Source organism: uncultured Parvibaculum sp. (assembly GCF_963975745.1).
Taxonomy (GTDB): domain Bacteria; phylum Pseudomonadota; class Alphaproteobacteria; order Parvibaculales; family Parvibaculaceae; genus Parvibaculum.
Map to the genome: position 1 here is coordinate 282,331 of NZ_CAXBIB010000002.1, position 26,870 is coordinate 309,200.

24 protein-coding genes are annotated in these 26,870 nt (G+C 63.5%); 11 read left to right on the forward strand and 13 right to left on the reverse strand.

Going from position 1 to position 26,870, the window contains the following annotated elements:
* Positions 1-32: 32 nt before the first annotated feature.
* From AAC071_RS02870 to AAC071_RS02890, 5 genes are read right to left on the reverse strand one after another with little or no spacing between them, the layout of a single operon-like run.
* The gene (locus tag AAC071_RS02870) at positions 33-1,373 is read right to left on the reverse strand and encodes a capsular biosynthesis protein (RefSeq protein WP_339829794.1); all 1,341 of its coding nucleotides are present in this window, start codon (positions 1,371-1,373) and stop codon (positions 33-35) included.
* Positions 1,370-3,007: an LTA synthase family protein gene (locus AAC071_RS02875; RefSeq protein WP_339829796.1), complete on the reverse strand. Its 1,638-nt coding sequence runs from the start codon at positions 3,005-3,007 to the stop codon at positions 1,370-1,372. Before AAC071_RS02875 ends, AAC071_RS02870 begins: the two co-directional genes overlap by 4 nt.
* Positions 3,008-3,038: 31 nt before the next feature.
* The gene (locus AAC071_RS02880) at positions 3,039-3,833 is read right to left on the reverse strand and encodes an SDR family NAD(P)-dependent oxidoreductase (RefSeq protein ID WP_339829798.1); all 795 of its coding nucleotides are present in this window, start codon (positions 3,831-3,833) and stop codon (positions 3,039-3,041) included.
* Positions 3,834-4,418: a GNAT family N-acetyltransferase gene (locus tag AAC071_RS02885; RefSeq protein ID WP_339829800.1), complete on the reverse strand. Its 585-nt coding sequence runs from the start codon at positions 4,416-4,418 to the stop codon at positions 3,834-3,836. It lies immediately after the preceding gene.
* A gap of 37 nt (positions 4,419-4,455) precedes the next feature.
* Entirely contained in the window at positions 4,456-6,288 is a 1,833-nt protein-coding gene (locus AAC071_RS02890; RefSeq protein ID WP_339829802.1) for a glycosyltransferase, read from the reverse strand.
* A 128-nt stretch (positions 6,289-6,416) separates the two neighbouring features.
* Between AAC071_RS02890 and lpxC the strand changes: the two genes are divergently transcribed.
* Complete coding sequence (gene lpxC / locus AAC071_RS02895) at positions 6,417-7,307, forward strand: UDP-3-O-acyl-N-acetylglucosamine deacetylase (protein ID WP_339829804.1); 891 nt, start codon at positions 6,417-6,419, stop codon at positions 7,305-7,307.
* Here lpxC and AAC071_RS02900 read toward each other — a convergent pair.
* From AAC071_RS02900 to mltF, 3 genes are all read right to left on the reverse strand, one after another.
* Positions 7,304-8,806, reverse strand: coding sequence for an NAD(P)/FAD-dependent oxidoreductase (locus AAC071_RS02900; RefSeq protein WP_339829806.1), 1,503 nt, complete (start codon positions 8,804-8,806; stop codon positions 7,304-7,306). The genes lpxC and AAC071_RS02900 overlap by 4 nt on opposite strands.
* Positions 8,807-9,023: 217 nt before the next feature.
* Entirely contained in the window at positions 9,024-9,680 is a 657-nt protein-coding gene (locus AAC071_RS02905; RefSeq protein ID WP_339829808.1) for an OmpW family outer membrane protein, read from the reverse strand.
* Positions 9,681-9,838: 158 nt separating this feature from the next.
* Positions 9,839-11,284, reverse strand: coding sequence for a membrane-bound lytic murein transglycosylase MltF (mltF, locus tag AAC071_RS02910; RefSeq protein ID WP_339829810.1), 1,446 nt, complete (start codon positions 11,282-11,284; stop codon positions 9,839-9,841).
* A gap of 708 nt (positions 11,285-11,992) precedes the next feature.
* Between mltF and AAC071_RS02915 the strand changes: the two genes are divergently transcribed.
* The 3 genes from AAC071_RS02915 to AAC071_RS02925 all read left to right on the forward strand — a co-directional run bounded on the left by AAC071_RS02915 (position 11,993) and on the right by AAC071_RS02925 (position 15,089).
* The gene (locus AAC071_RS02915; protein ID WP_339829812.1) at positions 11,993-12,358 is read left to right on the forward strand and encodes a hypothetical protein; all 366 of its coding nucleotides are present in this window, start codon (positions 11,993-11,995) and stop codon (positions 12,356-12,358) included.
* Positions 12,351-12,761 (forward strand): helix-turn-helix transcriptional regulator, encoded by a 411-nt coding sequence (locus AAC071_RS02920; RefSeq protein WP_339829814.1) that lies wholly within the window; start codon positions 12,351-12,353, stop codon positions 12,759-12,761. Before AAC071_RS02915 ends, AAC071_RS02920 begins: the two co-directional genes overlap by 8 nt.
* 171 nt (positions 12,762-12,932) lie before the next feature.
* Positions 12,933-15,089 (forward strand): P-loop NTPase fold protein, encoded by a 2,157-nt coding sequence (locus AAC071_RS02925; RefSeq protein ID WP_339829816.1) that lies wholly within the window; start codon positions 12,933-12,935, stop codon positions 15,087-15,089.
* 519 nt (positions 15,090-15,608) lie between these two features.
* On the opposite strand, the gene AAC071_RS02930 is transcribed toward AAC071_RS02925, so the two are convergent.
* Positions 15,609-16,121 (reverse strand): GNAT family N-acetyltransferase, encoded by a 513-nt coding sequence (locus tag AAC071_RS02930; RefSeq protein WP_339829818.1) that lies wholly within the window; start codon positions 16,119-16,121, stop codon positions 15,609-15,611.
* A 191-nt stretch (positions 16,122-16,312) separates the two neighbouring features.
* On the opposite strand from AAC071_RS02930, the gene AAC071_RS02935 reads away from it, so the two are divergent.
* The 3 genes from AAC071_RS02935 (at position 16,313) to AAC071_RS02945 (ending at position 17,429) form a co-directional block, all read left to right on the forward strand.
* The gene (locus AAC071_RS02935) at positions 16,313-16,594 is read left to right on the forward strand and encodes a DUF6516 family protein (protein WP_339829857.1); all 282 of its coding nucleotides are present in this window, start codon (positions 16,313-16,315) and stop codon (positions 16,592-16,594) included.
* Between the two features lie 59 nt (positions 16,595-16,653).
* On the forward strand, positions 16,654-16,950 hold the full coding sequence (locus AAC071_RS02940) for a transcriptional regulator (protein WP_339829859.1): 297 nt from the start codon (positions 16,654-16,656) through the stop codon (positions 16,948-16,950).
* A 203-nt stretch (positions 16,951-17,153) separates the two neighbouring features.
* Positions 17,154-17,429 (forward strand): hypothetical protein, encoded by a 276-nt coding sequence (locus tag AAC071_RS02945; protein ID WP_339829820.1) that lies wholly within the window; start codon positions 17,154-17,156, stop codon positions 17,427-17,429.
* A gap of 80 nt (positions 17,430-17,509) precedes the next feature.
* Here AAC071_RS02945 and AAC071_RS02950 read toward each other — a convergent pair whose 3' ends face one another.
* The gene (locus tag AAC071_RS02950; protein WP_339829822.1) at positions 17,510-19,576 is read right to left on the reverse strand and encodes a 3'-5' exonuclease; all 2,067 of its coding nucleotides are present in this window, start codon (positions 19,574-19,576) and stop codon (positions 17,510-17,512) included.
* A 112-nt stretch (positions 19,577-19,688) separates the two neighbouring features.
* Between AAC071_RS02950 and AAC071_RS02955 the strand changes: the two genes are divergently transcribed.
* The 4 genes from AAC071_RS02955 (at position 19,689) to AAC071_RS02970 (ending at position 22,756) form a co-directional block, all read left to right on the forward strand.
* Positions 19,689-20,342 carry a glutathione S-transferase family protein gene (locus AAC071_RS02955; RefSeq protein WP_339829824.1) on the forward strand — a complete coding sequence of 218 codons (654 nt, stop codon included), beginning with the start codon at positions 19,689-19,691 and terminating at the stop codon, positions 20,340-20,342.
* A gap of 77 nt (positions 20,343-20,419) precedes the next feature.
* Positions 20,420-20,815 (forward strand): metalloregulator ArsR/SmtB family transcription factor, encoded by a 396-nt coding sequence (locus AAC071_RS02960; protein ID WP_339829826.1) that lies wholly within the window; start codon positions 20,420-20,422, stop codon positions 20,813-20,815.
* A complete protein-coding gene (gene arsB, locus AAC071_RS02965; RefSeq protein ID WP_339829828.1) occupies positions 20,802-21,893 on the forward strand; it encodes an ACR3 family arsenite efflux transporter in 1,092 nt (363 codons plus the stop codon). The genes AAC071_RS02960 and arsB overlap by 14 nt, the downstream gene beginning before the upstream one ends.
* On the forward strand, positions 21,890-22,756 hold the full coding sequence (locus AAC071_RS02970; RefSeq protein WP_339829831.1) for a VOC family protein: 867 nt from the start codon (positions 21,890-21,892) through the stop codon (positions 22,754-22,756). The genes arsB and AAC071_RS02970 overlap by 4 nt, the downstream gene beginning before the upstream one ends.
* Positions 22,757-22,854: 98 nt before the next feature.
* Here the strand turns inward: AAC071_RS02970 and AAC071_RS02975 are convergent, their stop codons facing one another.
* The 3 genes from AAC071_RS02975 to AAC071_RS02985 form a co-directional block, all read right to left on the reverse strand.
* A complete protein-coding gene (locus tag AAC071_RS02975; RefSeq protein ID WP_339829833.1) occupies positions 22,855-24,084 on the reverse strand; it encodes an acyl-CoA dehydrogenase family protein in 1,230 nt (409 codons plus the stop codon).
* A 50-nt stretch (positions 24,085-24,134) separates the two neighbouring features.
* Positions 24,135-25,262, reverse strand: a complete 1,128-nt coding sequence (locus tag AAC071_RS02980) for an acyl-CoA dehydrogenase family protein (RefSeq protein ID WP_339829835.1) — start codon at positions 25,260-25,262, stop codon at positions 24,135-24,137.
* Between the two features lie 230 nt (positions 25,263-25,492).
* Positions 25,493-26,764, reverse strand: coding sequence for a serine hydrolase domain-containing protein (locus AAC071_RS02985; protein ID WP_339829837.1), 1,272 nt, complete (start codon positions 26,762-26,764; stop codon positions 25,493-25,495).
* Positions 26,765-26,870: the final 106 nt, after the last annotated feature.

Consider the following 26,870-nt stretch of genomic DNA (forward strand, 5'->3'; position numbering starts at 1 on the left):
GATCACGACGGGCTGGCCTGTGGCAGGCGCCGTCAATGACGGACGGCCGCTACAATCGTTTGCGGCGTGTCTGCCGGCGCCGGCACCCGATCGGCAACGCCCGTCCTGCTTTGGCGCTCGCGCACCGCTACACCGGCAGCTCCGTCTGCCACCGTATCGGCACGGCCTTGTCCGACGGCCTCGAATCTAGCGATCGCATTTGCGACAGCAAGTCGAATTCCCCCCGGCGTGTAGTAGTCGCCGTTGATCATGCTCCGCACCAGAAGCTTACGCCGAAAATCCGCAAACAAACCCATGTCGGGCGCTGTCGCCGAAGCCCAGAACTCGTCCAGCTCTCCCTGGAACGTAAGTCCCGGCCTGTCGAAAATTGCCCTGCCAAGACAGATCACCGGGCATCCAAGGCCGAGCGCCGTCAGGCCGACCGTGCTGTTCAATGTCACAACGCCTCGCGCACTGTCGATAAGCGCCTCCAGATCGCCGCCGTCGATATAGTCAATCCTGTCCGACACGCCGAACCGACCGGCAAGCTTGTGGACACGCCTGCGAAAATTGGTCCAGCCATTGTCGAGTGGATGGGCCTTGACGACGAGCCGGCACGGCGCAGGCGTATTGGACGCGAAGCTACCTATCACATATTCAAGCGCCGACGTCATATCGATATGGGAAGAATGCATCCGCACCTGCGAATCGCTGTCGAGCTGCATCGGAAAGACGAAGTACGGGTCGCGGTCGATCACGAGACGATCGACGATCCGCCTTGCTTGCCGACTACGGAGAGGCAGGGTGACAAGCCGCCGCACCCATGTCGCATACTCCGCCCAGATCGGGAAGGGACGGTGCGTCCGGTATCTGGGATAGCGCAACCAATTCAGATAGTTCCATATCTGCCATTGAAAATCGTATATGACTCGACGGCGCATGGCCGGCTCGAGAGACACAAAGTCCGGTTCTTCCGTCACACCACCATCATCACCATCGGAGAGCAAAAGCGGGTCGCGGAGCAATGGCGAGTAGCCGTTGATTCCGCCCTCTTCCAACGTGAGCCAGTGCGGGCGGATATAGCCCTCTTCGAACACCCAGGCATGGCAGCCCATTCCAGCAACGGCATCGATAACCGCCCGGTGAAGCGGACGGCAGTCATTGTGCATGATGATGTCGGAAATGCCCTCTGAGGCAATCAGGTCCTGCGCAAAGTCTGCGAAGTCGTCCGGTGCTCCGCTATAATCGACGGCGTTCCAGTCACCCCAGAAGAAGCGATCACCGCCGCACACGTTGATGCGTCTCACGCGGTAACCGCGATCGCCCAAAGCCTGTCCGAGCGCCCTGAAAAAATGACTGCTGTTTCCCTGAAGGAAGAGGAAAGCGCGGCTCATCGGTTCTCCCCCGCCTGCCTCTCGTCACGCCAGTCTTCGCGATCATGCACCGGTGCGTCTGCTGCGCCCTTCATCGCTGCCCGCGCATCCGCATCGCCCAGCGCGCCGGTGACGGTTTCGAGCAACAGACGATTCAATGCGTCGGCGCTCACATTGACGGAGCGATTTTCGTCCCGCACGCGTTTGCGCCAGATGAAATAATCTGTCCGCGGGTCATCATAGCCAATGGTTCTGAACGCTTTCGGCAAACTCGGCAAATGATCGCCATAGAAACAAAACACGGCATCGCCCTTCATTTCGCATAGAGCCCGCCGGACATGTGCAATCATCCTGTCCGCGTTCTGCGCGTGACTGAGATATTGCTGCACCGCGTTCGATCTGACAGGTGCCGCAGCGCGAACGCCTTCCGGAATCTCGATCCGTGGCTTCGTCCAAGGTCCGTGGTTTTCCATCGTGATGGCGAAAACAAAAAGTGGCTGTTCCGCTTCCTTGAGCAACGCCTCGATCTTGGCTGCCACGGCAGCATCCGACGTGTACGGCCCGATACGATCGGACTCCTTGAACGACGCGATATCGATGAATTCGTCAAACCCGAGATGGGGATATGCCTTGTCGCGCCGGAAGAAGGACTTGTGGTAGGGGTGAATGCAAACGGTACGGTAGCCGATGCTGCGCAGATAGGAGGCGATGGTCCATACGGGCTTGGCACAATAGCCAAGATACGGATTGAAACGATCGACGCCCATTGCCTCATCCGGAATGCCGGAGAGGAAAGCAAATTCGGTCCTCAGCGTATTGGCCCCCCAAGCGGGTACCCGCAATCGGCCACTGTATCGCGCCTCCGTGCTCATGCGGTCGAAGTGCTTCAGATAGCCGGCCGGGGGCGTCTCCATAATACGACGTGCATCAAAAAAGGACTCGCTCTGCACGACGACAACCGGCGGGCGCGCCTTCGACCCGCCCAGGGGTCGCGCACGGTCTTCATCTTCATTCATCCGCGAATGCGCCATCGCTTCCTCGCTCTCTCCGGCAAGGAAAAAATAGAAGATGAGCGTCGTCACGAGACTCAGTTTATCGACATCTTCACGGACATCGGTCGACGGGCCGAATTCCCTCAGAATCTGCCTGAACTCGTTTCTGAGCGGGCCACGCGTGATGGCATAGATGGCGCCGAAGAAAACCAGACAATAGGCAAATGTCGGCATCCATTCGGCAGGTTCGTCCCTTTTGAGAATGGGCGGCTCGAAGACCAATCCGGCCATAATCGCCAGCGCGCCTGCTAGAATCACGGCCGTCACCTTGATGGGGCCGATATAGGTGACATAGAGGCCCGGATGCGCAATGGCCTGACGCAGCAAGGCAAAGTCGGAATAGACCAGCGGCTCGCGCAGTTCGCGGACCTTGGCGTTGTTGACGACGACTATTCCGAGAAACACGATGACGACGAAAACCGCCGAAAAAAGCGGCCGGTAGGTCACCATCAGGATCGAAACATAGAACAGAATCAGCGGCATCGCCGCGAGCAGCCCGACCTTGTGGAGAATCGGCGTTCGACGCCGCTGCGGCTTGACGAAACGCTCAAGAATCAACACTGCGCTCAATGCAGTGAAGAGCCCGGCAAGACCGGCGATCATCAGACGTCCCCCGTGGAAGCCAAAACAATACTTACTTCAGACGATCTATGCTGGCCCCCTGCCGCGAAATCGTAAAAGCAAAGGCAGGCAGGATCAAGCGGACAAGCCATTCGGGCAGAATGTTGAGACAGCGAATTCCCATAGCAAAAACAAAGGGGTACGAAATCCTTGCCCGATTGCGTGCCAGCCCGTTCCTGATCTTGATAGCAGCCTTGGCGGGGGTTGTCAGAAACGGCTTCGGCCCGCTCAGCCGACGGCTCATATCCGTCTCGACATAGCCCAGCGTCACGACGTTCAGCTTCACGCCTTTCGGGGCGAGCAGGTATCGAAGGGCCAGAACATAGGTCTCCATGCCGGCCTTGGAGGCACTGTAGGCCGGACTGAAGGGCAGCGGTGCCAGTGCTGCGAGGGAGCCGATGCCCGCGATCTGGCCGCGTCCGCGCGCCGCCATCCGTTCGGCGACCGGCGCTATCGTGCGGAGCGCGCCCATGAAATTGGTTTCGGCGGCGCGCCGGGCAGTATCCCAGGGTTCGAGACCGTCGACGGCCGAAATGCCCGAGGTCACGCCGGCATTCGCGATCAGCAGGTCGATCGGGTGACTTGCATCGAATACGCGCAGAACCTCTTCGATTTCCGGCGTCGTGACGTCTGCACGGAGGACATGGACATCCGCGCCTTTCGCCCGGCAGTCGTCGGCCACCCGGCCGAGCCTGACTTCGTCGCGACCGACGAGACCGAGCATAACCCCTTGGGATGCATAGATATTTGCCAGGGCAGCGCCAATGCCGCCGCCGGCACCCGTGATGACGACGACGCCCGGCCGCACCTAGGCAACCGGACACTGAAGCAGCAGCATGGGTGCCTCATGCCGCAATTGCGCGGTGCGCGGTATCTCGACCTTGTCGACGCATTCGAAGCCGCGCGCCGCGTAGAGGCTCAGCGCCGTCTCATTGTCGCCCCAGGCGTGCAGCGTCATGCTGGCGCAGTCGCCGCCGCGGGCCAGTTCGGCTGCAAAATCCAGCAGAAGGCCGCCGACACCCTGCCCGCGCATCGATTCATCGACGGCCAGCGTGTTGATGTAGAGGCTTCCCGGCACATGCTCTTCGAAGAGCGGGCGCACCGGATCGAGGCGATCGCGCGGCAGAACGCTGTAGGCAAGCTCGGGCAGGCCGATCTGTTCGGCCGGAAAGGCGATCAGGCAGCCGACCACCCGATTGTCTGATTCGACCAGATAGGCATTCTCGAAATGATAGGGGCTCTCGGCATCGCCGACGCCGAGCGCCAGCGCATCGCGCGCTGTCAGCCCCGGATAGGCATCGTCGAACAGATATTCGAACAGGCCCTCGCCCGCCATCAGCAGAAACCGGACCAGATCGTCGAGATCCGTCGCCGTGCCGATTCTCACGTCCATGCTCAAAGCCTTATCCCCCTATCAGCCCGAGCCACTGTCAGGACAAATCGATCAGATGCGCCGTCGGATCGTGGCGACTGCGCCACAGGGCGACCGATGCGGTCGCATCAAGACCGCTCAAATCCTCAAGCGGCGCGTCGACCGGCCCCGCCATGCGCCGTTCATGGCCATCCGCAATCTGCGACATCAGGCGATCAAACCATGCCGGGAAATCCGCGCCAAGGGATTCCGCCCGGATATCGAAGGAAAAGCCGTGGCCGGGCGCGTTGTCGAAGGCGGCGACATGGATCGTGTCGGCGGCAAGCGCCGTTGCGCCCGGCGCGGCGAGCCAGATCGCCACGTCATCGCGAATCGAAACCGGCTGACGCCGCGCCCGAGGTTGCGCCACGCGCACCGCGTGACCGGCAGACAGCAAGGCGCGGCGAAGCTCCGACGCACGGGCGGCGCCACTATCCGGCGCCAGGATCACGACGCGCAGTTTCTCGCGCAGGAAAGCGGTCACGATGTCGCGCAAGGCGTCGTCCAGGCGGCGCGCGCCGATGGTGGCGACCGGCCGCCCGAGGCGCGCGGCCCATCGGACGGCGGACGGTTCGTCGTCGGCGATCAATATGTCGTAGGCGGCCGCGTTATCCGCCCAATCGCTGCCCTCGCCGCCCAGCCAGCCAAGCGTGAGGGCCATCGGACCGAGATTGCGGGCGCGGGCGAAAGCTAAATGCGGGCGGCGCGAAAGTACCAGATCGTAGCCAAAGAGATCGTCGCAGCCGACGCCCGAGGTCTTGAGCGTCGCGAATTCGGCGACGTCGCGGGCCAGCAGATCGGCCGCCCGGGCTGCCGTTTCGTCGCCCTTTTCGGCCAGCATGGCGATGGCGGGCCGGCGCCCCCAGTCGAAGCCGTCGGCCGCGCCGAAGAGCCCCAGCCAGGCCAGCCGGCGGTTGCGGTAGCCGTAGCGGGTGCGGAGGACGCCGCGGCTGTGCCGGTTCCAGCGGATGCGGCGGCGCAGATTGGCGCGCTTGATCCGCGTCGCGCCCATCAGATGAACGGCGGCGACATTGTTGAGCGCGATCGAAGGCCGGGCGAAGCGCGCGGCCGCCTTCAGGCAGAGATCGACATCCTCATAGGCATAGAGATAGTCCTCGCAGAAGCCGCCCATGGCGAGGAATTCGGCGCGGTTGCAGGCCATGACCGCGCCGGTCTGGGCCGGCATCTGGCAGGGCACCGCGGCACGCAGCGCATCGCGGGGGCCCGGCGTCGCGTCACGGGGCGCCGTCCAGCCGCGGCGCAGATCCCAGCGGAAACGCACGCCGATCTGCGGCTTTTCCTGCGTCCGGTTGCCGGCCCGCTGCGGGACCAGGCGGATGCCGACAAGGCCGCCTGTCGCCTGAACAGCGGCGATGATGGCGGGGAGCGCGTCTTCGGTGAACTCGATGTCGTTGTTGAGAAACAGCACGATATCGCCGCGGGCGATCTGGGCGCCCCGGTTGCAGGAAAAGGCGAAGCTGTGATTGCGGCCGGGCCTGATGTGGCGGATCTCGAAACGGGCGGAGGCTTCGCGCAGGATTTCGGCGGTTTCGTCCTGCGAGCCGTGATCGACGACGATGATCTCGAGATCGGGCCAGCTGTTATGGGCCGCCAGCGAAGCCAGGAGGGTGCGCAGCATCGCGCCGCCATCGAGGGTCAGGATGACGATCGAGAGCGCTGCTGGCCGCGGCGGCGGCAAAGGCGCGGTCCAGAGGCCTGCCTCATCGGCCGGCAGGGCCGCCGGGCGGCGCGCGGCACGGAAACGCTCCAGTGCGCGCTCGCGGTCCGCGCCCGCCAAAGCCAGGCGCGCGGCGGTTTCCAGAGCTTCGACGACGCGGTAGAAGAGTGGCATGATCAAAACAAGTCGTTGAAGCTCTGCAGGCGGGGCGCTATCTGGCGGCGCAGCCCGGATGTTGTGGGCAGCGCCGCAAATGCGACGAGAAAACCCACCGACAAAGGCCTTAAACCGGAACCGCCTGCATGACCAGCCCCTCCGCCTTCCAGACCGTTCAGGGCACGCTGCGGCAGCCGGCCTCGTTCGAAGGCGTCGGCCTGCACACAGGCCGCCATACACGGGTGACGGTGATGCCGGCACCTGCCGGTCAGGGCATCCGCTTCCGCCGCACCGACCCGGCCGGCAGGGGCGCCGAATTGCAGGCGGACTGGCGCAATTGCGTCGATTTTCCGCGCTGCACGATGATGCAGGCGCCCAATGGCGGAAAATTCCAGACCATCGAACATCTGATGGCGGCACTGTTTGCGCTCGAGATCGACAATGCGACCGTGCTGATGGACGGTCAGGAGGTGCCGATCATGGATGGCAGCGCAGCGCCGCTAATCGAGGCGATCGCGGCGGCTGGACGCGAGGAGCAGGACGCGCCGCGGCATTTCCGAAAAATCGAGCGGGCACTGACGGTTACCGACGACCGGATTTCGCTGCGCATCGAACCAAGCGAGCGGTTCGAAATCGACTACACGCTGGAGCTGCCCTATTGGGGGACGCAGCACTGGGCCGGCGAGGTGACGCCGGAAAGCTTCCGCACCGACATCTGCTATGCGCGAACCTACGGGATTCTTTCGGTTATCTGGCCAGCGCTCATTCTGGGCAAGCTGCGGCTGATCCCGCTGGTGCGGGGCGCGTCGCTGAGCAATGCGCTGCTGATGTACGGGGACCGCGTGCTGAACAAGGGCGGCCTCAAAAGCCCCGACGAATTCCTGCGTCACCGGATCATCGATCTTGTCGGCGACCTGACGCTGGGCGGCGGGCCGATCATCGGCAAGGTGACGGCATTCTGCTCCAACCACAAGCACAACCGGGCGCTGCTGCGCGCGATCGAGGCCGAGAAAACGGCTGAATTGCAGGCTTCCTAGTTGCCGACCAGCGCGTATTCGTTGAAGTCGGGATGGCGCATCTGCCACCAGTAGCGGGCGGTGAAGCTCGACCAGTTGTTGGTGACCTTGCCGTCGGCGGTCTTGTACCAGCTCGAACAGCCGGCCGCCCAGACGGTCTTCTGCATGTCCTGCTGCAGCTCGCGGTTGAACGCCGCCATCGCCTCCTTGCGCACGTCGATATAGCGCAGGCGGCCGTTGCGCAGCGCCTGGACGCATTGGGCGATGTAGTTGGCCTGGCATTCGATCATGAAGATGATCGAGTTGTGGCCGAGATTGGTGTTGGGGCCGTAGAGCATGAAAAAATTGGGGAATCCCGACACCGCGACGCCGCGATGGGCCTCCGCGCCCTGCGCCCAGACCGCGTTGAGATCGGCATTGCCGCGGCCGGTGACCTTGATCGGGGCCAGGAAATCGGTCGATTCAAAGCCGGTCGCGTAGATGATGACGTCGGCCGGGTGGGAAACGCCGTCCTCGGTAACGACCGCATTGTCGGTGACGCGCGCGATGTGGCTGGTTTCGACATCGACATTGGGACGGGCCAGCGCCGGATACCAGTCGTTGGTCAGCAGGATGCGCTTGCAGCCGGCCGGGTAGTCCGGTGTCAGCTTGCGGCGCAGCTCCGGGTCCTTGATGTGCGCTTCAAGTTCCTTTTTCGACGCCTTTTCAAAGAGTTTGCCGAAGAAGCTGCCTTGCGTGAAGGCGAGGTAGTTGCGCTCCAGCATGATCCAGGTCAGCCAGCGCTGGGCGCGGACCAGCCAGGGAAAGGCGCGGAAAAGCTTCTTCTCGCGCTCGGTGAAGGGGCGGTCCGCCTTGGGCACGCACCAGTTGGGCGTGCGCTGGTAGATCGTCAGCCGGCCGACCTTCGGCGCGATTTCGGGCACGAACTGGATGGCGCTGGCGCCATTGCCGATGACGGCGACGTTTTTTCCTGTCAGATCAACGCCATGGTCCCAGCGGGCCGAATGGAAGGCCGCCCCCTTGAAGCTGTCGAGACCGTCGATCTTCGGATAAGCGGGGCGATTGAGCTGGCCGACGCCGGAGATCAGCACGTTGGCCGCGATTTCCTCGCCGGCGGCGGTGCGGATGCGCCAGAGGCCGGCCGACTCGTCAAAATGCGCTTCGGTGACCTCGGTGTTGAAACGGATATGCGGCAGGAGCTGGTATTTGCGCGCAACGCCTTCGAAATAATCGACAATTTCGGCCTGGCCGGCGAATTTCCGGCTCCAGTCGGGCTTCGGCTCGAAGGAATAGGAATAGAGCATCGAGGGCACATCGCAGCCCGAGCCCGGATAGGTGTTGTCGCGCCAGGTGCCGCCGACGCTGGCCGCCTTTTCGAGGATGGTGAAGCTGTCGATGCCGGCCTTCTGCAGCTTGATCGCGATGCAGAGACCCGCCGCGCCGGCGCCCAGAATGGCGATGCTGAGCGGCTTCAGCTTGACGTCGGGTCCGGACAGGACATTGTTGAGCGACTGCGACACGCGGCTTCTCCCTTGTTTTCAAACGACTTTCGTCGTCCACCCCGGCGCCGCAGGCGCACTAGGGTGTGTGCCCTAGTCTCTATATCAGGGCACAAGGGAGTTCAACATGGCGGACGGCGGAACGCCCGCGCCTTTTCCGTGTGGGCACTGCCGGTGGGGTAAACCAGACAGGGCGGAAAAGGGCGCGGGCGTCAGCCCCCCGGGTATCGGCGGAAGATCAGAACTTGTAGCCGACGCCGAAGCCGACGACCCAGGGATCGAGGTCGACATCGGCGGTGACGGCACCGCCATTGATCGACACGTCAGTGCTCAGGAAGATCTTCTTCACATCGAGGTTGGCGTACCAGTTGCCGCCCATTGCGACATCGACACCGGCCTGGAGGGCCCAGCCGAAGCTGTCATCATAGTCGATCGAGGTGATGGCGCCGCCCGGGGCGTCCTCGTTGTAGAAGATGGTGTAGTTGACGCCGGCGCCGAGATAGGGGCTGACGCGCTCCTTGGGCAGGAAGTGATACTGGAGCGTAAGTGTCGGCGGCAAAAGGCTTACCTTGCCCAGGCTGCCGGCGACCGTGCTCGAAACATCATGGCGCGTGGTGGCCGCGATCAGCTCGAGCGCGACGTTGTCGGTGACGAAATAGGTGAAGTCGACTTCCGGCACCCAGTCATTGTCGACGCCGACATTGCCGCCGATCGAGGTGGTGGCGTCCTCGTCCGGGATGACGCCGATCAGGCGGGCGCGGACCATGATGTCGCCGGCCGACTTGCCGCTAAACCCTTCCTGCGCCTGCGCTTGCGGCGCGGCGGCGAGGCCGGCAACGGCCACGCCCAGCGCCAGTGCCGCTGCGGTGGCCCTGGATTTCGTGCTGATCTTCATTTGATTTCTCCTTGAGGCGGCACCGGACCCCCCGATGCGCGATGAACCGTCCTCCTCACTTTCGCCCAATATCCCCATTTTTTTAGTGGTCATTTCGCCGCAGCGGGCGGCCGCGTTGTCGCACCCCCCGCGCAGGGCGGGGGCCGCGGCGGACCGGCTCAAGCCCTTGTATTTCCTTGCAGAATATGGAGATAGGTGCGGACCTGCTGGACGAAATGCACGGCCTGGCCGCCGCGCGCCGGGCCGTGGCGCAGCTTGCCGGCACGGGCCGGATCGGCCAGGAGCGGCAGGGTGCGGCGCAGATCGGCCCAGCTGTTCTTGTCGCGGCCGAGCCGTTCGGCCAGCGCGCGGGCGTCGTAGACATGGCCGAGGCCGAGATTCCAGGCCGCCAGCGCCATCCAGGTGCGGTCGGGCTCCTGCACAGCGGCGGGCAATCTCCTTTTCAGATCAACGAGATAGCGCGCACCGGCCGCAATGCTGGCGGTGGTGTCGGTGCGGTCTTCGAGGCCGAGCTCGGTGGCGGTCTGCTGCGTCAGCATCATGAAGCCGCGCACGCCGGTGGGGCTGACGGCGTCGGGATTCCAATGCGATTCCTGATACGAGATCGCCGCAAGTAGTTGCCAGGAAAGGCCATTTTCGCGCGCGGCGCGGCGCAGCGCCTTTTCCCAATCGGGCAGCCGGTCGCGGATGGCGCGCTGGAAGGCACGCAGATCGACATAATCGAAACGCGGCAGGAAGCCGAAATAACGGCCCTCCAGCGCCGCCAGCTGGCCCGACTTCTTCATGCCGGCCAGCCAGAGACGGAGCTGTTCGGCGACGTCTTCCGAGCCCGGGGCGGCCGCCCAGGCGACCGGCAATTCCCCCGATAATTCAAAGGCTTGCACAAGTTCCGGGTGGTAGGGATTGACGATGCGGAAGAGGCGGCTGTCGCTGAGCGCGCAGTCGAGGCGGCGAGCGGCGACACGTTCGAGCAGGGCCTCGGCATCTTCCGCCAGCACGGCATCGCCCAGCCCGGCCTCGGCCAGCGCCGCCGCCCCTGGCGCGCCCCGCGGCGCGGCGAAGCGCACGGCGCCGAGATCCTCGATTTTCCGTGGAATATCAGGCAGTTGGCGGTGGCAGACCACGAGCTGGCGGGCGGCCGCATAGGCCGGGCCCTTGATGAGCGCCGCCCGGCGCGGCTCGTCGACCAGCAGGCCGGCTGCCGCGAGATGCCCCTTGCCGCGGGCAAGCGCGCGCACAAGCCTTTGTTCCGTCGCATAAATCCGGAATTCGACTTCGACATCGAGGGTGCGGGCGAAGGCCTGCATCGCCTCGTATTCGAAGCCGGTCAGCCCGTCGCCGCCCTCGTAATAGCTGATCGGCCCGAGCCGCGTCAGCACCACCAGCTTTCCGTTTTCGCGAATGGAATCAAGGCCCTGGTCGACCGGCGGCACATAGACGCGCAGAAAGACCAGATGGTTGGCGCCGAACAGCACGGCCAGCGCCAGGAAGAGCCAGGGAAAGCGCGGACTGTTCCATGGATGTGGAAGGCGGGCGGCCAGCGCGCGCGCCCCTGCCCCGGCGCGTGCGGCCCAGGCCCTTGTTTTCGCTCTGAAATCCGCCAAACGCGCGCGCCCCGATTGCCTCATCGGGCGCAAGAATAGCATGGGCGCGGGGGGCCGCGGCGACAGCGATGCTCACAGCGATGCGACAGCGCAAATGACAGCGGACCCCCCCTCTGTCACGGAACTGTCACGAAACTGTCACAAACGGGGCCAGTCTCGCTCCGTGTACGGAGGGATGGGGCGTTTGCGGGCGGGGACAAGTGGGGGTTATCCCCGGGGGGACAAGTGAAGTTATCCCCGGGGCGCAGCGAAGTTATCCGCATGCGGATAAAGCGGGTTGTCCCCGGGGGACAAGTCGGACTTATCCCCGGGGACGGAATTAATTTATCCCCGGTTTCAGAGGGCGCGGCGCGGCGGGGGTGAGTCGCGGGGTGAGATGGCGGGGTCGAGAAAAACTTGTGCCGGGGGTGGGGATGGCGCGGGAAGGAAGAAGGGACTCACGCGGAGACGCGGAGGCGCGGAGGACAAGAATTTCACGCGAAGACGCGAAGGCGCGAAGACGCAGAGAAGGTTTGATGGCGCTTCGCGCCGCCCCTCGATCTCTTGCCATAATCAGCAAGGACGGGGATAATTTTGTCCTGATGATGCCCTGCCCGCCGGACTGGCGGGATTTCGGCGTTGCCGCCCGCCCCCGCGCGGGGCCGGCCGCCGCCGAGCCACAAGAGGGCAACGGGACCTGTTGGCATTTTATAAGGAATACCCTATATCATGTCCGATGAGCCGATTGCGCCTTATGTGTCGAAGGGCATCGATGCCGGAGAGGAACTCGAAGCGCTCGGAACCGGTACCGCGGAGCTCTTCCTCATGTTCATGGACAGCATCGTTGTCCGGAAGCGCAATTATAAACGGGATCAGGCTTTCGACACCTACCGCGGCCATACGATCTACAAGGCGGAAGAACATGACGGGCGCTTCATCATCTATGTCGTCGAAGAGCAAGATGACGACAGCCTGCGGGTGACGCTGATACATGCTGGATGCGTGGCCGACTTCATGCCGCATCCGGACTCGATCCCGACCGACCTGATCAAGGCGCATGTCGTGCCGCGACTGGAGGATTTTTTCGATGGCTAAATCGAACGCCGCGAAGGCGAAAGCGAAGACGGCCGGCAATCCGGAAAAGCGCGGCTCCTTCGCCACGTTGATCGGCAAGCTTGAAAAGGCGCAGCGGGAGAAACACGAAGAGGTGACGGTTTCGAGCGCCGCCTTTCGCGCCGCCGCGATCATCCGCATGATGCGCAAGTCCCGCAAGCTTTCGCAGACCGAACTGGCGCGGCGGCTCGGCGTCTCGCAGGCGCGGATCAGCGAAATCGAATCCGGCATCGGCGCGCAGGGACCGAGCTGGGATCTGATGGAGCGGATCGCCCGGGCCTGCGGTTCTTCCATCCTGATCGTGCCGCCGGGCGAGGACTTCGCCATCGATGCGGCGTCGCCCGACAGCGCGCTGCACTGGAAGCTCGAATCGTCCGAAGGCTGAGCGATGATCTCGCTTGGAATTCGGTGACAAGAGCAACGATTCCCGTGCTCAAAATAGAACGTTGCTCCTGTCACAGTATTGCTGTGAGAAGTATCATCTGAGAAACGGTGCCTCTTACACGCATAACTATGCGATATAGTGTTCTATGAGCAGATTTCAGGGGATGGGGGCATGAAGAACTTTTTTAACGATAGCCCAATCAAAGACCCTGATGATGATCGATACGGGATTACGCCGTTTGCCGAGACTCTAGCAAAAAGCATCTTGAATATTGACAGACCGATCGGGACCACGATTGCGTTGAACGGCCCATGGGGTTCGGGCAAGAGCAGCGCCGTAAATTTGATACGGTTCGCGCTCAGCAAAGCCGATGACCCTCGACTAGTCGTCACTGAGTTCAAGTGCTGGTGGTACCGAGGTGAGGAGGCGCTAGCGCTTGCGTTTCTCCAAAACTTGAATGCGGTCTTGGGCTCAACGCTCAAAAGCAAAGTCAAAAATTTGATCCCAAAGCTAGGCCGCGGGATTCTTCAGGCGGGGCCGATAATTGGGCCGGCGATTGCGCTCACACCGGCAGGTTCGTTCGCAGGATTGTTTGGTGGAGCAGTCGAATTCACGAATCGCTTCTTCTCAAGTGGCGATACGTTGGAAACTACCTTTCAAAAACTTTCTACTGTTCTTGCTGAGCAGGATAAGCGCTTTCTCGTTTTCATTGACGACTTGGACCGGCTCAGCCCGGATGAAGCACTTGCTGTTTTTAGGCTCATCAAATCGGTCGGACGGCTGCCCAATGTGATGTATCTCGTAGTCTTCGACAGGCAACTCGCTGAAAAAGCGGTTGGCGAGAGGTACCCGTCAGAAGGGCCTCACTTTCTCGAAAAGATCATACAGGCTGGATTTGAACTTCCGGCCCCACTTCCAATTGACCTCAACAACGCCGTTCTTGCGTCAATTTCCGAAATCTGTGGGTCGCCCAGCGAAGACCAAATCATACGGTTTATGAATGTTTTTTATGATGTCGTTGCACCGTATATCACCTCTCCACGCCACGTCAGTCGGTTCCAGAGCGCCATAAGCGTGACATGGCCTGCGATTGCAGGTGATGTGAACTTGGCAGACTTCGTCGCCTTGGAAATACTTAGACTATACGAGCCTGCCCTCTTCGCATCCATCAAAGCTAATAAGCATCGAGTGTGTGGTGTCCAGCAGCAGGACGATGCAAATAGGAACGAACAAGATCAATTTTCGGCGCTCATCAAAAATATATCCGAAGATCGACGCGAACTCGCAAAAGTCGCTCTGCAACGGATCTTCCCGCGATTGGAAGATATTGGCTACGGCGATGAATGGATAAGCGAGTGGAGTTCTGAACGCCGCGTCTGCATTGAAACGCATTTTGACACCTATTTTCGGCTGTCCCTCAGTGACGAGACTTTATCTGCGCAACAGATCGACGAGTTGGTCGAGAAGTTGGATGATAGAGACTTTATAAAGACCACTTTCTTGACGGCATCCAAAGTCGAGCGTCGGACTGGGCAGTCGATGGTTCCGGTGTATCTCGATGAACTCACCACACACGCTAGACGCGTTGACAAGATCAAGGTTGAGTCACTATTGAGCGTGCTTTTTCAAATCCATGACGAGATTGATCAGGAGAGAGACGCCGAAAAAGGGCTTATTTCGATAGCCGACACAAGCCTTCGTTATCATTGGCTAATAAGACGTCTTACACGAGATCGCTTTACCATTGAAGAACGAACGAAAGTGTATCTCAATGCCACTGAGGCCGCATCGTTAGGATGGCTTGTCAACTTTGTGGCTTCAGCGCGTGGTGACTATCAGCAGCACGAAGACAGACAGCCGACGCATGAAGAGGACTGCCTCACAACCAAGGCCGCTTTGGATGAACTGACAGATCGTGCACTTAAGTCAATTCGTACCGCGGCTGCAGACGGTTCGCTTATTGCCCACAAAGACTTGCTCTACATCCTTCATCGTTGGGCAGATTTCATGGGTGATGATCCATCTGAGACTCGAACATGGACGGATTCCTTGCTGGGCAACCCCAAAGGACTGGTTGCACTTGCGCGAGCTATGACCGGAGTTTCATGGTCCATAGGTGTGGGGGGAGCCGGTTTTATGGGCGACCGAATAGCTAGGCGATCTACAACCGCACAGATTAGGGATGAGGCGAGCATCATTGACGCCAAGGCCTTTCGCGAAGCCTTGGAACGCGTTCGGGACAACAACGATCTTGACGAAGAGGATCGAGATTCAGTGCATGTATTTCTTGAAGCTTGGAGCCGTCAGAAGCGCGGTGATGACAGATAATTTCTCTTCTGTATTCGGACGGTATCAGCATCCCGGACCGCTAACTCTTTAAGATGGGTCTCACCGTCGCCTGAGCATCTAGGTCGGCACATCCCTACTGTGCTGATTTGCGGCCTTCCTCGCGGCGTCAATGGCCCACTCTAAGTCAGAGGCAAGTTTCGCGCGCGGCGCGTCGATTGAAATCTGCAGCAGGCGGCGTTGCGCAGGAAAGACGTGGATGGCCCGCCTGCGCGGGCCATGACGGTTTTGGGATGGGCTTTGAATCAGACCTCTTGTGGCACTTAGCTTTCCCCCTATTCCGTCATGACCCGGCCCTCCTTTGTAATAAAGGTGGCGGGTCATCCACGTCTTTCTTTTCTTGCTTTCCGGGCCGCAAAGACGTGGATGGCCCGAATAAATCGGGCCATGACGGTTTTGGGTGGATGTGAAGCAAGTACGAAGAGTCTTTGCGCACTGCGGCAAATTCGGTGACAGCAGCAACGATTCCCATGCTCGGAAGGGAGCGTTGCTGCTGTCACCTTATTCCTTTCGCCGTATTCCTTTTGCGGTCTGGTCAAGCGGCTTTACGAGAAGTAGCGTCGTGAGTCCGCTGTTCCATTCCGTGTCAGGATATTGATCGGCTTCGCGATAGCCGCGCTTCGCGTAAAAGGCGCGCGAGCGGGCGTTGAACGTGTCTGTCTCCAGGCGCGCCGTGGGAAAGCCGGCTCTCGCGATCCCGGTCTCTGCCATGTCCATCAGGCGGCTGCCCACACCCTGTCGCGCGTGACCGGGGCGCACGTGAAGGGCGTTCACGAAGTCCGCGTCCCAATCCACGAAGCCGACGACCTGCCCACCGCATTCCGCGACCCGGAACGCGGCGCCCCGCGCCTTGACGTAAGCGCCCGGACGGTCTTCGTCGCGGAACCGCCGAGCGGCAGCAGGCGTCAACTCGGGAAACCAGGTGCTCTCATAGGTTTCATAAAGGATCGCCCGAAGCAGGGACGCATCGCTCGATGTGGCGCGGCGGATGTGTATCCCGGAGGCGGGCAACATGACGGCAAGCTAGCTCCACAAGGCTACGCAGGCAACGGATCGGAAGTTACCTTTGCGGATCAAATACGGTGCGCCAAGACAGAAATCGCAACAGTGAAACAGCGGCCGGAACGGGACGATAGCTTCGACAATTCCTTGCGAAAGTGATGTTTCTGTTGACATCACCCAAGGGCGATGTTATCGATGACATCATGGATGCGCAGGTCATCTATCGGCGCCGCAAGCCGCTCACCCCGACGGCGTTTTACGAGGCGGTCATCTGGGTTGTGCCGGCGCCGGTTCGCGGCAGCGCGCATGGCTACAAGTACCGCCTCGCCCTTGTGGTCGATGGCGCGTGCGTCCTGCGCTACGACAACGAGGCCGGAAAGGGCGATCACCGCCATGTCGGGGAGCGCCAGGAGCCCTATCGCTTCACGACGCCGGAAGCCCTGCTGGCCGACTTCCATGCCGAAGTTGAAAGGATGCTGAAATGAGAACCCTTAACGTGAAGGTCGAGAGCCGGGCGTCGATCGATGCCGGCTTCGCCAAGGCGATGAAAGCCGCCAAGGCCGGCAAGGCCGTGAAGCCTTCGAACGCGGTTTGCTTCGACAGCTACGAAGATATCCACCGCGTTCTTGCGCCCTCGCGGCTGCAAATCGTCAAGACGCTCGCCGGGCAAGGCCCCTTGAGCATCCGCGAGGTCGCGCGCCGCGTGGACCGGGACATGAAGGCCGTGCATACGGACGTTACCACGCTCATCAATGCGGGCGTGATCGACCGCACCGAGGAAGGCGTGAGCTTCCCCTATGACCGCATCCATCTTGAGGTCGATATCGAAGCCGCCGCGTAGCAAGGCCCGCCCCGTGCCTGTCGCCGTATTCCGTGCAACGGCCACCCTCGCTAAACTGACGAAAGTCGACGAGCAGGCAACGTAGGTGAAATCCGTTCGCGGCCGGACTCGCGGCAACGTGGATTGGGTCCCGGTGATCCCGGCCTTCGCCGGGACAGGCAACCCCGGGATGACACTTTTACTTTTGGCGATGGATGGAAGCCATGAGCGACACTGTCGGACCCGGCGATCTTGTGCTTTGCGTCAATGCCGCGCCGAACCATGTGACGGGCCAGCCGGTGCCGCTGCAGGCCGGCGAGACCTATTGCGTGCTCGCCGTGCTGGAATTTGCCTGCCCCTGCGGGCGGTCGGATGCGCTGCTCGATGTCGGCGTCGATTTCGCCTGGTGCCAGAGCCGCTTCCGTCTGCTGCCCAAGCCCAAGATGGAGGCGAGGCCGCGGCGCGTTGCGGCGCCGAGGGAGAAAGAGCGGGTTCGGTGAACGGGCCGCCAAGGCGCCGCGCCGAACGGCCCCCATGGTGCGACAGGCGGCAGATACGGCAAATGCGGTGACCGTATTCGCTACGCCGCCTCATTCGGCAGGAAGGCCGACGGCTCGCCTTCGGCGATGACGGTGAGGCGGTGCATGGCGCGGGTGCAGGCGACATAGAGGAGGTTGCGGTCCATTTCGGTGCGGTAGTTGGCGGCGCCCGCATCCGGGACGATGACCCTATCGAATTCGAGGCCCTTCGCCAGATGCGCGGTGCAGACCACGATGCCGGTCGAGAAGCCGGCGCTGGCGCCATCGAGGAGGCGGACCTCGCGGCCGGCGGCGGCCAGCGCCTTGTGCGTGCGCTCCGCCTCTTTCTGCGTGCGGGCAATGATGGCAAGGGTCGCGTGATCGGAGGCCTCGAATGCCTCGATCTCGCGGAGAAGGCGCGCCACCGCGTCGCCGCGCTTCTTGCAAGTGACGACATGCGGGGGCTCGCCATGGCGCTCCATCGCCACAAGCTCGGTGTTGGGCGAGATGGCGAGCGCGAACTGCATGATCTCCCATGTCGAGCGGTAGCTCTTGGTCAGCTTGACCGGCGCGGCGGTGCGCAGGACATCCCTGATCCGGTCGGCGGTGGAGGCGCTGTAGGGGTTCACCGATTGCGAGGCATCGCCCAGGATCGTCTTGCGGCAGTTGAACAACCTGCCGAGTACCGCATATTGCAGCGGCGTGTAATCCTGCATTTCGTCGATCAGCAGGTGCTTGACGTCCTTGTGCGGGTTGTCGATGCCTTCGAGCTTCATCTTCAGATAGATCAGCGGAAAGACATCGGCATATTCGAGCTTGCCGCCGGCGGGTTTGTAGAGCTCGGGCCGCTCCATCCAGGCGAAGAGTTCCTTGTAGGCGGTGCGCAGCGCCGGGCGGCGGACCATGCCCCGCACCGCCTCGCGCAGCGAACGGCGCTCCTCGGTGCGCAGGTCGTGGTTGTAATGGATGCCGATCTGGTATTCGGCGGCGCCGACGACATGGCCGATGCGTTCGGTGAGGCCGATGCCGCGATATTTGCGCCAGGTTTCGGCGAAGAACCAGTCCGGCACGATGCGCTTGCCGGTGCGCCATTCGACGGCGGCGAAGGAGCCCGCCTCGAGATGCTCGACATAGGCATCGATCTTTTTCAGGAAATCGAGCGAGGCCTTGGCCACGATGCGCGCCTTCAGCGCTGCGTCGTCCTTTTCGAGCAGCAGCGCCGTCTGTTCGAAGAAGGTCTGGAAGCGGTATTTGTGCTCGAGAAGCCCGCCGGCCAGATCCTCCATGCCGATCTCGTTGACCATCTCCTCGCCGAGCTCGGGCAGCACGTTGCCGATATAGTCGGCAAAGACCTTGTTGGGCGAGACGATCAGCACGTCGCTCGAACTCAGCGTATCCTTGAAGCGGTAGAGCAGGAAGGCGATGCGGTGGAGCGCGATGGAGGTCTTGCCGGAGCCGGCGACGCCCTGGATCACCAGCGTATGCACATCCGCATCGCGGATGATGGCGTTCTGGTCGCGCTGGATCGTCGCGACGATGTTCTTCATGCCCTCGTCGGAGGTGCGGCTCAATTCCTGCTGCAGCACCTCGTCGACGATGTTGAGGCCGGATTCCAGCATGAATTCCATGCGCCCGTCGCGGACGCGGAACTGGCGCTTGCGCTCGATGCGGCCCGTCACCTCGCCGCCCGGCGCCTCGTAGCGGGCGGGGCCGATTTCATGGTCGTAGAACAGCGACGAGATCGGGGCGCGCCAGTCATAGACGAGGGTCTGCTTCGTCTCCTCGTCGCGGAAATCGTGAACGCCGACATAGATGGCTTCGGCGTTGCCGCCGCCGTTGCCGCGGACGAAATCCACCCGCCCGAAATAGGGCGAGCGCCGGAGCTTGCGGAGCTTCAGCTGCTGGGCCCGCAGCACTTCGGCCGAGCGCATCTTCTGGTCGATGGTTTCGCGCACCGCGATCTTTTCGATGTGGTCCATGTCGCGGCGCGCTTCCCACATATAGGCCTTGCTGTCCTTGACCTCCTGCGCATAGGCGTTGAGGCGCGAGCCGATCGCCCGCAGGTTCAGGTCGACGGCTTTCAGGCAGGCCTCGAGGCGGGATTGCTCTTCGGTTTCGACGTCTGTCATCGTCTATCGGTCTACTTTCGCTGTGCCTCGCGCCCGGGGACCGCTTAGCATACAGGTAAGGGCGAGGACAAACGCAAAGCGCGCGCGCTTTCGCCATCGACCGGAGGTTCCGATGAGACCGACCATCACCGCCTTTGAAAGCTCGCCGGATCGCGGCCGCGGACTGGCGCGGGATACGCGGGTGCGCTGGGCGCTTGAAGAGGTGGGGCAGGCTTACGATGTGCGTCTTGTTTCATTCGCCGAGATGAAGGAACCGGCGCATCTGGCGCTGCATCCGTTCGGGCAGATACCGACCTATCAGGAAGGCGAACTGGCGCTCTTCGAGAGCGGCGCGATCATCTTTCACATCGCGGAGCGCCATCAGGGGCTGCTGCCGGTGGAGGCGGCGCCCCGCGCGCGGGCGATCGGCTGGATGTTTGCGGCGCTCAACACGGTGGAGCCGCCGATCGTCGAACGCGAACAGGCGGGCTATGCGGAGCGCGACAGGGACTGGCATCAAAAGCGGCTGCCGCTGCTCGACGAACGCGTGCGCGTGCGGCTCGGCCAGTTTGCCGCGCGGCTCGGGCAGGCCGACTGGCTCGACGGGGCGTTCAGCGCCGGCGACCTGACGATGGTGTCGGTGCTGCAGCGGCTGAAGGGGTCGGCGCTCATCGCGGAATTTCCGGCGCTTGCCGCCTATGTCGCGCGCGCCGAGGCGCGGCCGGCGTTTCAGCGCGCGTTTGCGGCGCAGCTGGCGGTGTTCACCGGCGGGCAAGCGGGCGGTTGACGGCGCGGCGGGGGCTTGCCGGCGGGGGCGCGGGCGGGTATGTATCGCTGATCGACGATCAACGATGAAGGCCCGCCATGACCCCCCGAACCGCCGCCCGTGCGGGCGCCGCGCCCGCGGCGCGCCGCCGCCCTTCCAGCGATGACGAGGCCGCCGGCATCGCCAAGGCGCTGGCGCATCCGGCGCGGGTGCGGATCGTGCGGCTGCTGCTCGAAAAGCAGGCCTGTATCGGCTGCGACATTGTCGACGAGGTCGGGCTGGCGCAATCGACCGTGTCGGAGCATCTGCGCATCCTCAAGGCGGCCGGCCTCATCAGCGGCGCGATCGAGCATCCGCGCGTCTGCTATTCGCTGAACCCCGATCGCCTGATGCCGCTGGCCGGGCTGCTGAACGCCGTGTTCGACACCGAGCGAAGCGGCGCGCCCGCAACGCCGCCCGCCGCAGCGAAAGGACGCCGCCGTGTCGGTCTTTGATCGCTATCTCTCGCTCTGGGTCGCGCTCTGCATCGTCGCCGGAGTGACGCTGGGCAATCTCCTGCCCGGGCTGTTCCAGCTGGTGGCGGGGTGGGAATATGCCTCGGTCAACCTGGTCGTCGCGGTGCTGATCTGGGCCATGGTCTATCCGATGATGGTGGCGGTGGATTTCGCCAGCCTGCGCCATGTGCACAAGCGCCCGAAGGGGCTCATCATCACGCTCGCGGTCAACTGGCTGATCAAGCCCTTCACGATGGCGGCACTCGGCGTGCTGTTCTTCGAATTCGTCTTCGCCGATCTCATCGACCCGGCCGATGCCGGACAATATATCGCCGGGCTGATCCTGCTCGGCGCCGCGCCCTGCACGGCCATGGTCTTCATCTGGTCGCAGCTGACGCGCGGCGACGCCAATTACACGCTGGTGCAGGTGTCGCTCAACGACATCATCATGATCTTCGCCTTTGCGCCGATCGTGGCGCTGCTGCTCGGCGTCACCGATATCGACGTGCCGTGGGAAACGCTGCTGCTGTCGGTCGTGCTTTACGTCGTCATTCCGCTGGCGGCCGGTGCGGCGACGCGGGCGGCGCTCAGCGGACGGGCGGGCGGCGGGGCGGCCGGCGAGATACGGGTCGCCCGCTTCACGGCGGCGGTGAAGCCCTTCTCGATCCTCGGGTTGCTTGCCACCGTGGTGCTGCTGTTCGGCTTCCAGGGGCATGTCATTCTCGAACGGCCGCTGCCGATCGCGCTGATCGCCGTGCCGCTGCTGATCCAGTCCTACGGGATCTTCGCCGTCGCCTATGCGGCGGCCTGGGCCTGGCGCGTGCCGCACAACGTCGCCGCGCCCTGCGCGCTGATCGGCACGTCCAATTTCTTCGAACTGGCGGTGGCGGTGGCGATCGGGCTGTTCGGCCTGAATTCCGGGGCGGCGCTGGTGACGGTGGTGGGCGTGCTGGTGGAAGTGCCGGTGATGCTGTCGCTGGTCGCCTTCGCCAACCGGACACGGCGACATTTTCCCGACGCCGATGAGGGCGCGGCGGCTGCCGCTTCACACCTGCCGGCCGGGGAGGTGCGGCGATGAACATCCTGTTCCTGTGCGTCGCCAATTCGGCCCGCAGCCAGATGGCGGAAGGGCTGGCGCGCGATCTCCTGGGCGACCTGGCGAGCGTGACGAGCGCCGGTTCGGCGCCCTCGCAGCTCAACCCGCATGCCATCGCCGCCATGGCCGAGATCGGCATCGACATTTCGGCGCAATATTCGAAATCGGTCGACGCGATCGATCCGGCCAGCATCGATCTCGTCGTCACGCTCTGCGCCGAGGAAGTCTGCCCGGTGCTGCCCGGCCGGGTGCGGCGGCTGCACTGGCCGATCGCCGATCCGGCCTCCAGCGACCCATCGCTGACGGCGGAAGATTTCCGCGCGCGCTTTGCCACGGCGCGCGACCAGATCCGGGCGCGGCTCGCGATCCTGCGCGCGCTGCTGGACCTGCCCGAGGGCCCGCCGTCGCAGGAATTTCACGGCAGCATCCGCGTCCGCGACCTGCCCGGGAGCGTGCGCTTCTATGCCTGGCTGCTCGGCACCTGGCCCAGGGAATGGACCGATCACTACGCGACCTTCCTGCGGCCCGATCTCCATCTCAACTTCGTGCTGCTGGTGTCGGACGGCAAGGACCTGCGCCATGACACGCTTTATCATCTTGGCATCGGTGTCGCCGACCGGGCGGCCGTGATCGATGCCTATCACCGCGCCGTCGCCTTCGGCGTGCCTGTCGCAAAGCCGCCGCGCACCACCTGGCAGGGCACGCCGCTGCACGAGCTCTGGCTTACCGATCCCGACGGCACCCTGATCGAGATCTATGCGCGGCTGAGCGAGGATGAACTCGCCGCCCGGCCGGCAGATGCGCAGCCGGAATATCTGGTTGCCGGGACCGAAGCGCGGAACTGAGGCGAGAGCGGGCGCGGCCACCGGCGCGCCGGAAGGCGACGCAAAAAAGGCCGGATCGAGCGATCCGGCCTTTTGCTATCTTGTCCGTTGACGGACGATTACTTCCCTTTGGGGGCCTGGTTGAAGGGGAGGTCCTTGTCGACGCGGATGTCCTGGGGCAGGCCCAGTACGCGTTCGGCGACGATGTTGCGCAGGATTTCATCCGTGCCGCCGGCGATGCGGTAGCCGGCCGCGCCGATCCATTGTTCGGTATAGGCGCCCTCTTCCGGCGAGATCTTGCGGTCGCGGATGACGCCGCCCATGTCCTGCAGGTCCATGCCGAAGGAGCCGAGATCCTGCATCTTCTTGGCCGCCACGATCTTCGAGATCGAGCTTTCCGGCCCCGGCGTTTCGCCCTTCGAGAGCGCGGTCAGCGTGCGGAAGCGCGTGAACTTCAGCCCTTGCGCCTGGACATACCAGTCGGCGATGCGCTCGCGCACGCCGCCATGGCGGATCGCCGGTTCGCCGGCGATGTCGGTGTCGCGGGCGAGCCGGATCAGTTCATCGGTATCGGCATTGCCCTGGCTGCCGCCGACGGCAAGACGTTCGTTCATCAGCGTGGTCAGCGCCACCTTCCAGCCGTCGCCGACCTTGCCGAGACGCTGGCTGTCCTTGACGCGCAGATTGGTGAAGAAGACCTCGTTGAATTCGGCGCCGCCCGACATCTGCTTGATCGGGCGGACTTCGACGGCCGGATCCTTCATGTCGATCCAGAACATGGTGAGGCCCTTGTGCTTGGGCACATTCGGATCGGTGCGGACCAGCAGGATGCCGTAGTCGCAGAAATGGGCGCCCGACGTCCAGACCTTCTGGCCGTTGATGACCCAGTCGTCGCCATCCTTCTCGGCCTTGGTGCGCAGGCCCGCGACGTCGGAGCCGCCGGCGGGCTCGGAGAAGAGCTGGCACCAGATCTCGTCGCCGCGCACGGCGGGCTTCACGAAGCGCTGCTTCGCTTCATCGGAGCCCCATGACATCACGGTCGGGATGCACATGCCGAGACCGATGGCGAAGATGCCGCCGGGCACCGCATATTTCGATTCCTCCTGGCTGTAGATCACGTTGTTGATGGTGGTGCCGCCGCCGCCGCCCCATTCCTTGGGCCAGGTGATGCAGGCATAGCCCGCATCGGCCTTCTTGGCCTGCCAGGCCTTGGACTGCGCCAGCAGTTCCTTCAGGTCCTTCGGCGGGGCGAGGTCCTTGGCGTTCTCCTTGCGGGTGGCGTTTTTATCGAGCCATTCGCGCACCTGGGCGCGGTAGGCGGCTTCTTCCGGTGTATCGTTGAAATCCATCTTGGTTCTCCCGAATTCCTGTTTGCGTTTCACGTTCCGGCGGACGCGGCTCAGGCCGCGTTCTTCGCCTCAAGGCGCGAAACGAGTTTTTCCTTCCACTGGATGGCGGCGCCGACGGTGAGGGCCAGCAGCTTGGCGCGGCGGTAGTGGAACTGGCAGTCGGATTCCCATGTGTAGCCGATGCCGCCATGGGTCTGGATGTTCTCCTGGGCGGCGAAGACATAGGCATCGGTGCCGGCGATGCGCGAGGCGGCGGCGGCTTCGGTGAGTTCCGCCCCTTCGTCATTCAGCATCATGGCGCCGAAATAGGCGTTGGACTTGGCCAGTTCCTTCTTCACATACATGTCGGCCAGCTTGTGCTTGATCGCCTGGTAGGAGCCGATCTGGCGGCCGAAGGCATAGCGCTCCAGCGCATAGTCGCGGGCCATTTCGAGTGCGGCTTCGGTGCCGCCGACCTGTTCGAAGGCGAAGAGCACGGCGGCGCCGTCGAGCACGCGCGAAAGCTGCGACCAGCCCTCGCCCGCCTTGTCGCCGAGAATTTCGGCAGCGGCGTCCTTGAAGGTCAGCGTGACGTGCTGGCGCGAGGGGTCGAGGGTGCGGACAGGCTCGGCCGAGACGCCACCCGCTTTCAGATCGACGATCGCCAGCGACACGGCCTGCTCGCCGGACCCGCCGGTGTTGACCGCGACGATCGCGACCGAGGCGGCTGCGCCATCGACGACCGGCTGCTTGACGCCATTGACCTTGCCGCCCGACAGCCTGACCGCGATGTTGCGCGGATGCGCCGCATGGGTGCCTTCGGCGACAGCCAGCGTGCCGATGATTTCACCCGAGGCCAGTTTCGGCAGCCAGGTTTCCTTCTGCTTCTTCGTGCCGAAAAGCCTGATCGCTTCGGCCGCGAGATAGATCGAGGAGGAGAACGGCACCGGCGCGGCGGCGCGGCCGAGCTCTTCGGCGATCACGCAAAGCTCCAGCGCGCCGAGGCCGAGGCCGCCGAATTCCTCCGGGATCGCCGTGCCGGTCAGGCCCATCTCGACCAGGCCCTTCCAGACCTCGGCCGCATAGGGCTCTTCCTTTTCGAGCACGCGGCGCGTGACGGTCATCGGGCATTTGTCGGCAAGGAACTTGCGGACCTGCTCCTTCAGCAGCTTCTGGTCGTCGGAAAAATCGAAGTTCATGGCGTCTCCCTTTTCGTCCTGGCCGCGTCTGCGCCGGCCGGCCGGTCGTTCACTGACCGAAATCGGTTGAAATCCGCCGCCTTCAAGGGCGGCCGGCGTTTCATTCGGGGCGCATTGTTCCTGCAATCGAGGCCCAAGAAAAGGCCCCTGCAAATGACGCCGCGTCCGCTTGGGGCGCGCGGGCGCGGGGCGCGGCGAATCCCCGCCGCGCGGCCGGTTTGCAGACCGGATTACGGGATGGCCGGGCTTGCGGCGCGGCGCATGCGCCGGAAGGCGAGAACGGCCAGAACGAGGATGACGGCCCAGCCCGCGAGCAGCGCGAACCCGATGAGCGGCAGCATCCCGTCAAGCGTCCTCACATCCACCCGCCCGGCATGCCAATAGACCCATTCGCCGCCCAGCGATGCGGCGAGGCCCGGATTGCCGGTCGCCAGCACGATGATGCCGTCGCCGGTCGCCGGATCGAGCCGCGCCGTGGTTTCGACGGCCGGGGCATTCATGCCGTCATGGCCGATGATGTAGCCGCTGCGGGGTGCTTCGGCATAGAGCATGACGCCGAGGCCCCAGATCGGCAGGCCGAATTGCGACGCATGGGGCGTGGACATGGCCGCGGCGAGATCGGGCGGCAGCGCGGGATCGCGCGAAGCTTCCATCTGCGCTTCGAGGAAGCGGACGAGATCGGCGGCGCTGGCATGGAGCGAAGCGGCGGCGGGCGCGGCAAAGCGGCGATAGGCGCATGGCGCGCCGTCCGTGTCGAAACAGGGGGCGAGGCCTGCCCTTTCCGCTTGCGCCAGATCGAAGGTCGCGCGCGACATGCCGAGCGGATCGAGGACCGCGCGTTTGATGTGATCGCCGAAGGGTTCGCCGGCAATTTCCTCGATCAGAAGCTGCAGCAGCGCATAGCCGCCGCCCGAATAGTTCCAGGCGCTGCCGGGCGCGCGGCCGACACGGGTCTGCCCATCGGCGCCGGGCATGGGGTCGGCCGCTTCCGTCAGCGATGCCTCGAGCGTCTGGACGGGGGTGCCCGGTTCGAAGCCCATATAGCCGAGGCCGTCGGTCAGACCGGCCGTATGCGAGAGCAGGCGCCGCGCGGTGACGCCTTCCGCGTCATCGTCCGTTTCGGGAAGCTGCCAGCGTGTCAGATAGCGCGACACCGGCGCATCGAGATCGAGCCTGCCTTCCGCGGCGAGCTTCAGCACGGCAAGTGCCGTCGCCCATTTGCTCAGCGAGGCGAGCTGGAACAGCGTGTCGCGGGTGACGGGCGCGCCGGCCGACACATAATGTTCGCCGAAGACCTTGCGCTTTTCGATCAGCACGAAAGCGACGGCGCCCTGCTCCGCCGCGTCGAGCGCGGCCGCCGATGTCGAGAAGAAGGATGCCACATCCGCGCGCGGGCCCGGATCGGCGTGCCACCAGCCGTGGCGCGCGCCGGCGAAAACGAGAGCCGCCCAGAGTGCCATTGCCAGCAGGACGGCAAGAATCAAAAGGGAGCGGTTGCGCATCAGGCATGCTATGCCGCGCCGCCGGCGGCATTCAAGTTTCAGGGCGACGGGCAAGTTTCAGGGCGACGGGCAAGTTTCAGGGCGACGGGCAAGTTTCAGGGCGACG

Coding starts and splice junctions, on each gene's coding strand:
- AAC071_RS02870 (WP_339829794.1), bottom strand. CDS start 1,373: ATGAGCCGCGCTTTCCTCTTCCTTCAGGGAAACAGCAGTCATTTTTTC.
- AAC071_RS02875 (WP_339829796.1), bottom strand. CDS start 3,007: ATGATCGCCGGTCTTGCCGGGCTCTTCACTGCATTGAGCGCAGTGTTG.
- AAC071_RS02885 (WP_339829800.1), bottom strand. CDS start 4,418: ATGGACGTGAGAATCGGCACGGCGACGGATCTCGACGATCTGGTCCGG.
- AAC071_RS02890 (WP_339829802.1), bottom strand. CDS start 6,288: ATGCCACTCTTCTACCGCGTCGTCGAAGCTCTGGAAACCGCCGCGCGC.
- lpxC (WP_339829804.1), top strand. CDS start 6,417: ATGACCAGCCCCTCCGCCTTCCAGACCGTTCAGGGCACGCTGCGGCAG.
- AAC071_RS02905 (WP_339829808.1), bottom strand. CDS start 9,680: ATGAAGATCAGCACGAAATCCAGGGCCACCGCAGCGGCACTGGCGCTG.
- AAC071_RS02915 (WP_339829812.1), top strand. CDS start 11,993: ATGTCCGATGAGCCGATTGCGCCTTATGTGTCGAAGGGCATCGATGCC.
- AAC071_RS02920 (WP_339829814.1), top strand. CDS start 12,351: ATGGCTAAATCGAACGCCGCGAAGGCGAAAGCGAAGACGGCCGGCAAT.
- AAC071_RS02925 (WP_339829816.1), top strand. CDS start 12,933: ATGAAGAACTTTTTTAACGATAGCCCAATCAAAGACCCTGATGATGAT.
- AAC071_RS02930 (WP_339829818.1), bottom strand. CDS start 16,121: ATGTTGCCCGCCTCCGGGATACACATCCGCCGCGCCACATCGAGCGAT.
- AAC071_RS02935 (WP_339829857.1), top strand. CDS start 16,313: ATGGATGCGCAGGTCATCTATCGGCGCCGCAAGCCGCTCACCCCGACG.
- AAC071_RS02940 (WP_339829859.1), top strand. CDS start 16,654: ATGAAAGCCGCCAAGGCCGGCAAGGCCGTGAAGCCTTCGAACGCGGTT.
- AAC071_RS02945 (WP_339829820.1), top strand. CDS start 17,154: ATGAGCGACACTGTCGGACCCGGCGATCTTGTGCTTTGCGTCAATGCC.
- AAC071_RS02950 (WP_339829822.1), bottom strand. CDS start 19,576: ATGACAGACGTCGAAACCGAAGAGCAATCCCGCCTCGAGGCCTGCCTG.
- AAC071_RS02955 (WP_339829824.1), top strand. CDS start 19,689: ATGAGACCGACCATCACCGCCTTTGAAAGCTCGCCGGATCGCGGCCGC.
- AAC071_RS02960 (WP_339829826.1), top strand. CDS start 20,420: ATGACCCCCCGAACCGCCGCCCGTGCGGGCGCCGCGCCCGCGGCGCGC.
- AAC071_RS02970 (WP_339829831.1), top strand. CDS start 21,890: ATGAACATCCTGTTCCTGTGCGTCGCCAATTCGGCCCGCAGCCAGATG.
- AAC071_RS02975 (WP_339829833.1), bottom strand. CDS start 24,084: ATGGATTTCAACGATACACCGGAAGAAGCCGCCTACCGCGCCCAGGTG.
- AAC071_RS02980 (WP_339829835.1), bottom strand. CDS start 25,262: ATGAACTTCGATTTTTCCGACGACCAGAAGCTGCTGAAGGAGCAGGTC.
- AAC071_RS02985 (WP_339829837.1), bottom strand. CDS start 26,764: ATGCGCAACCGCTCCCTTTTGATTCTTGCCGTCCTGCTGGCAATGGCA.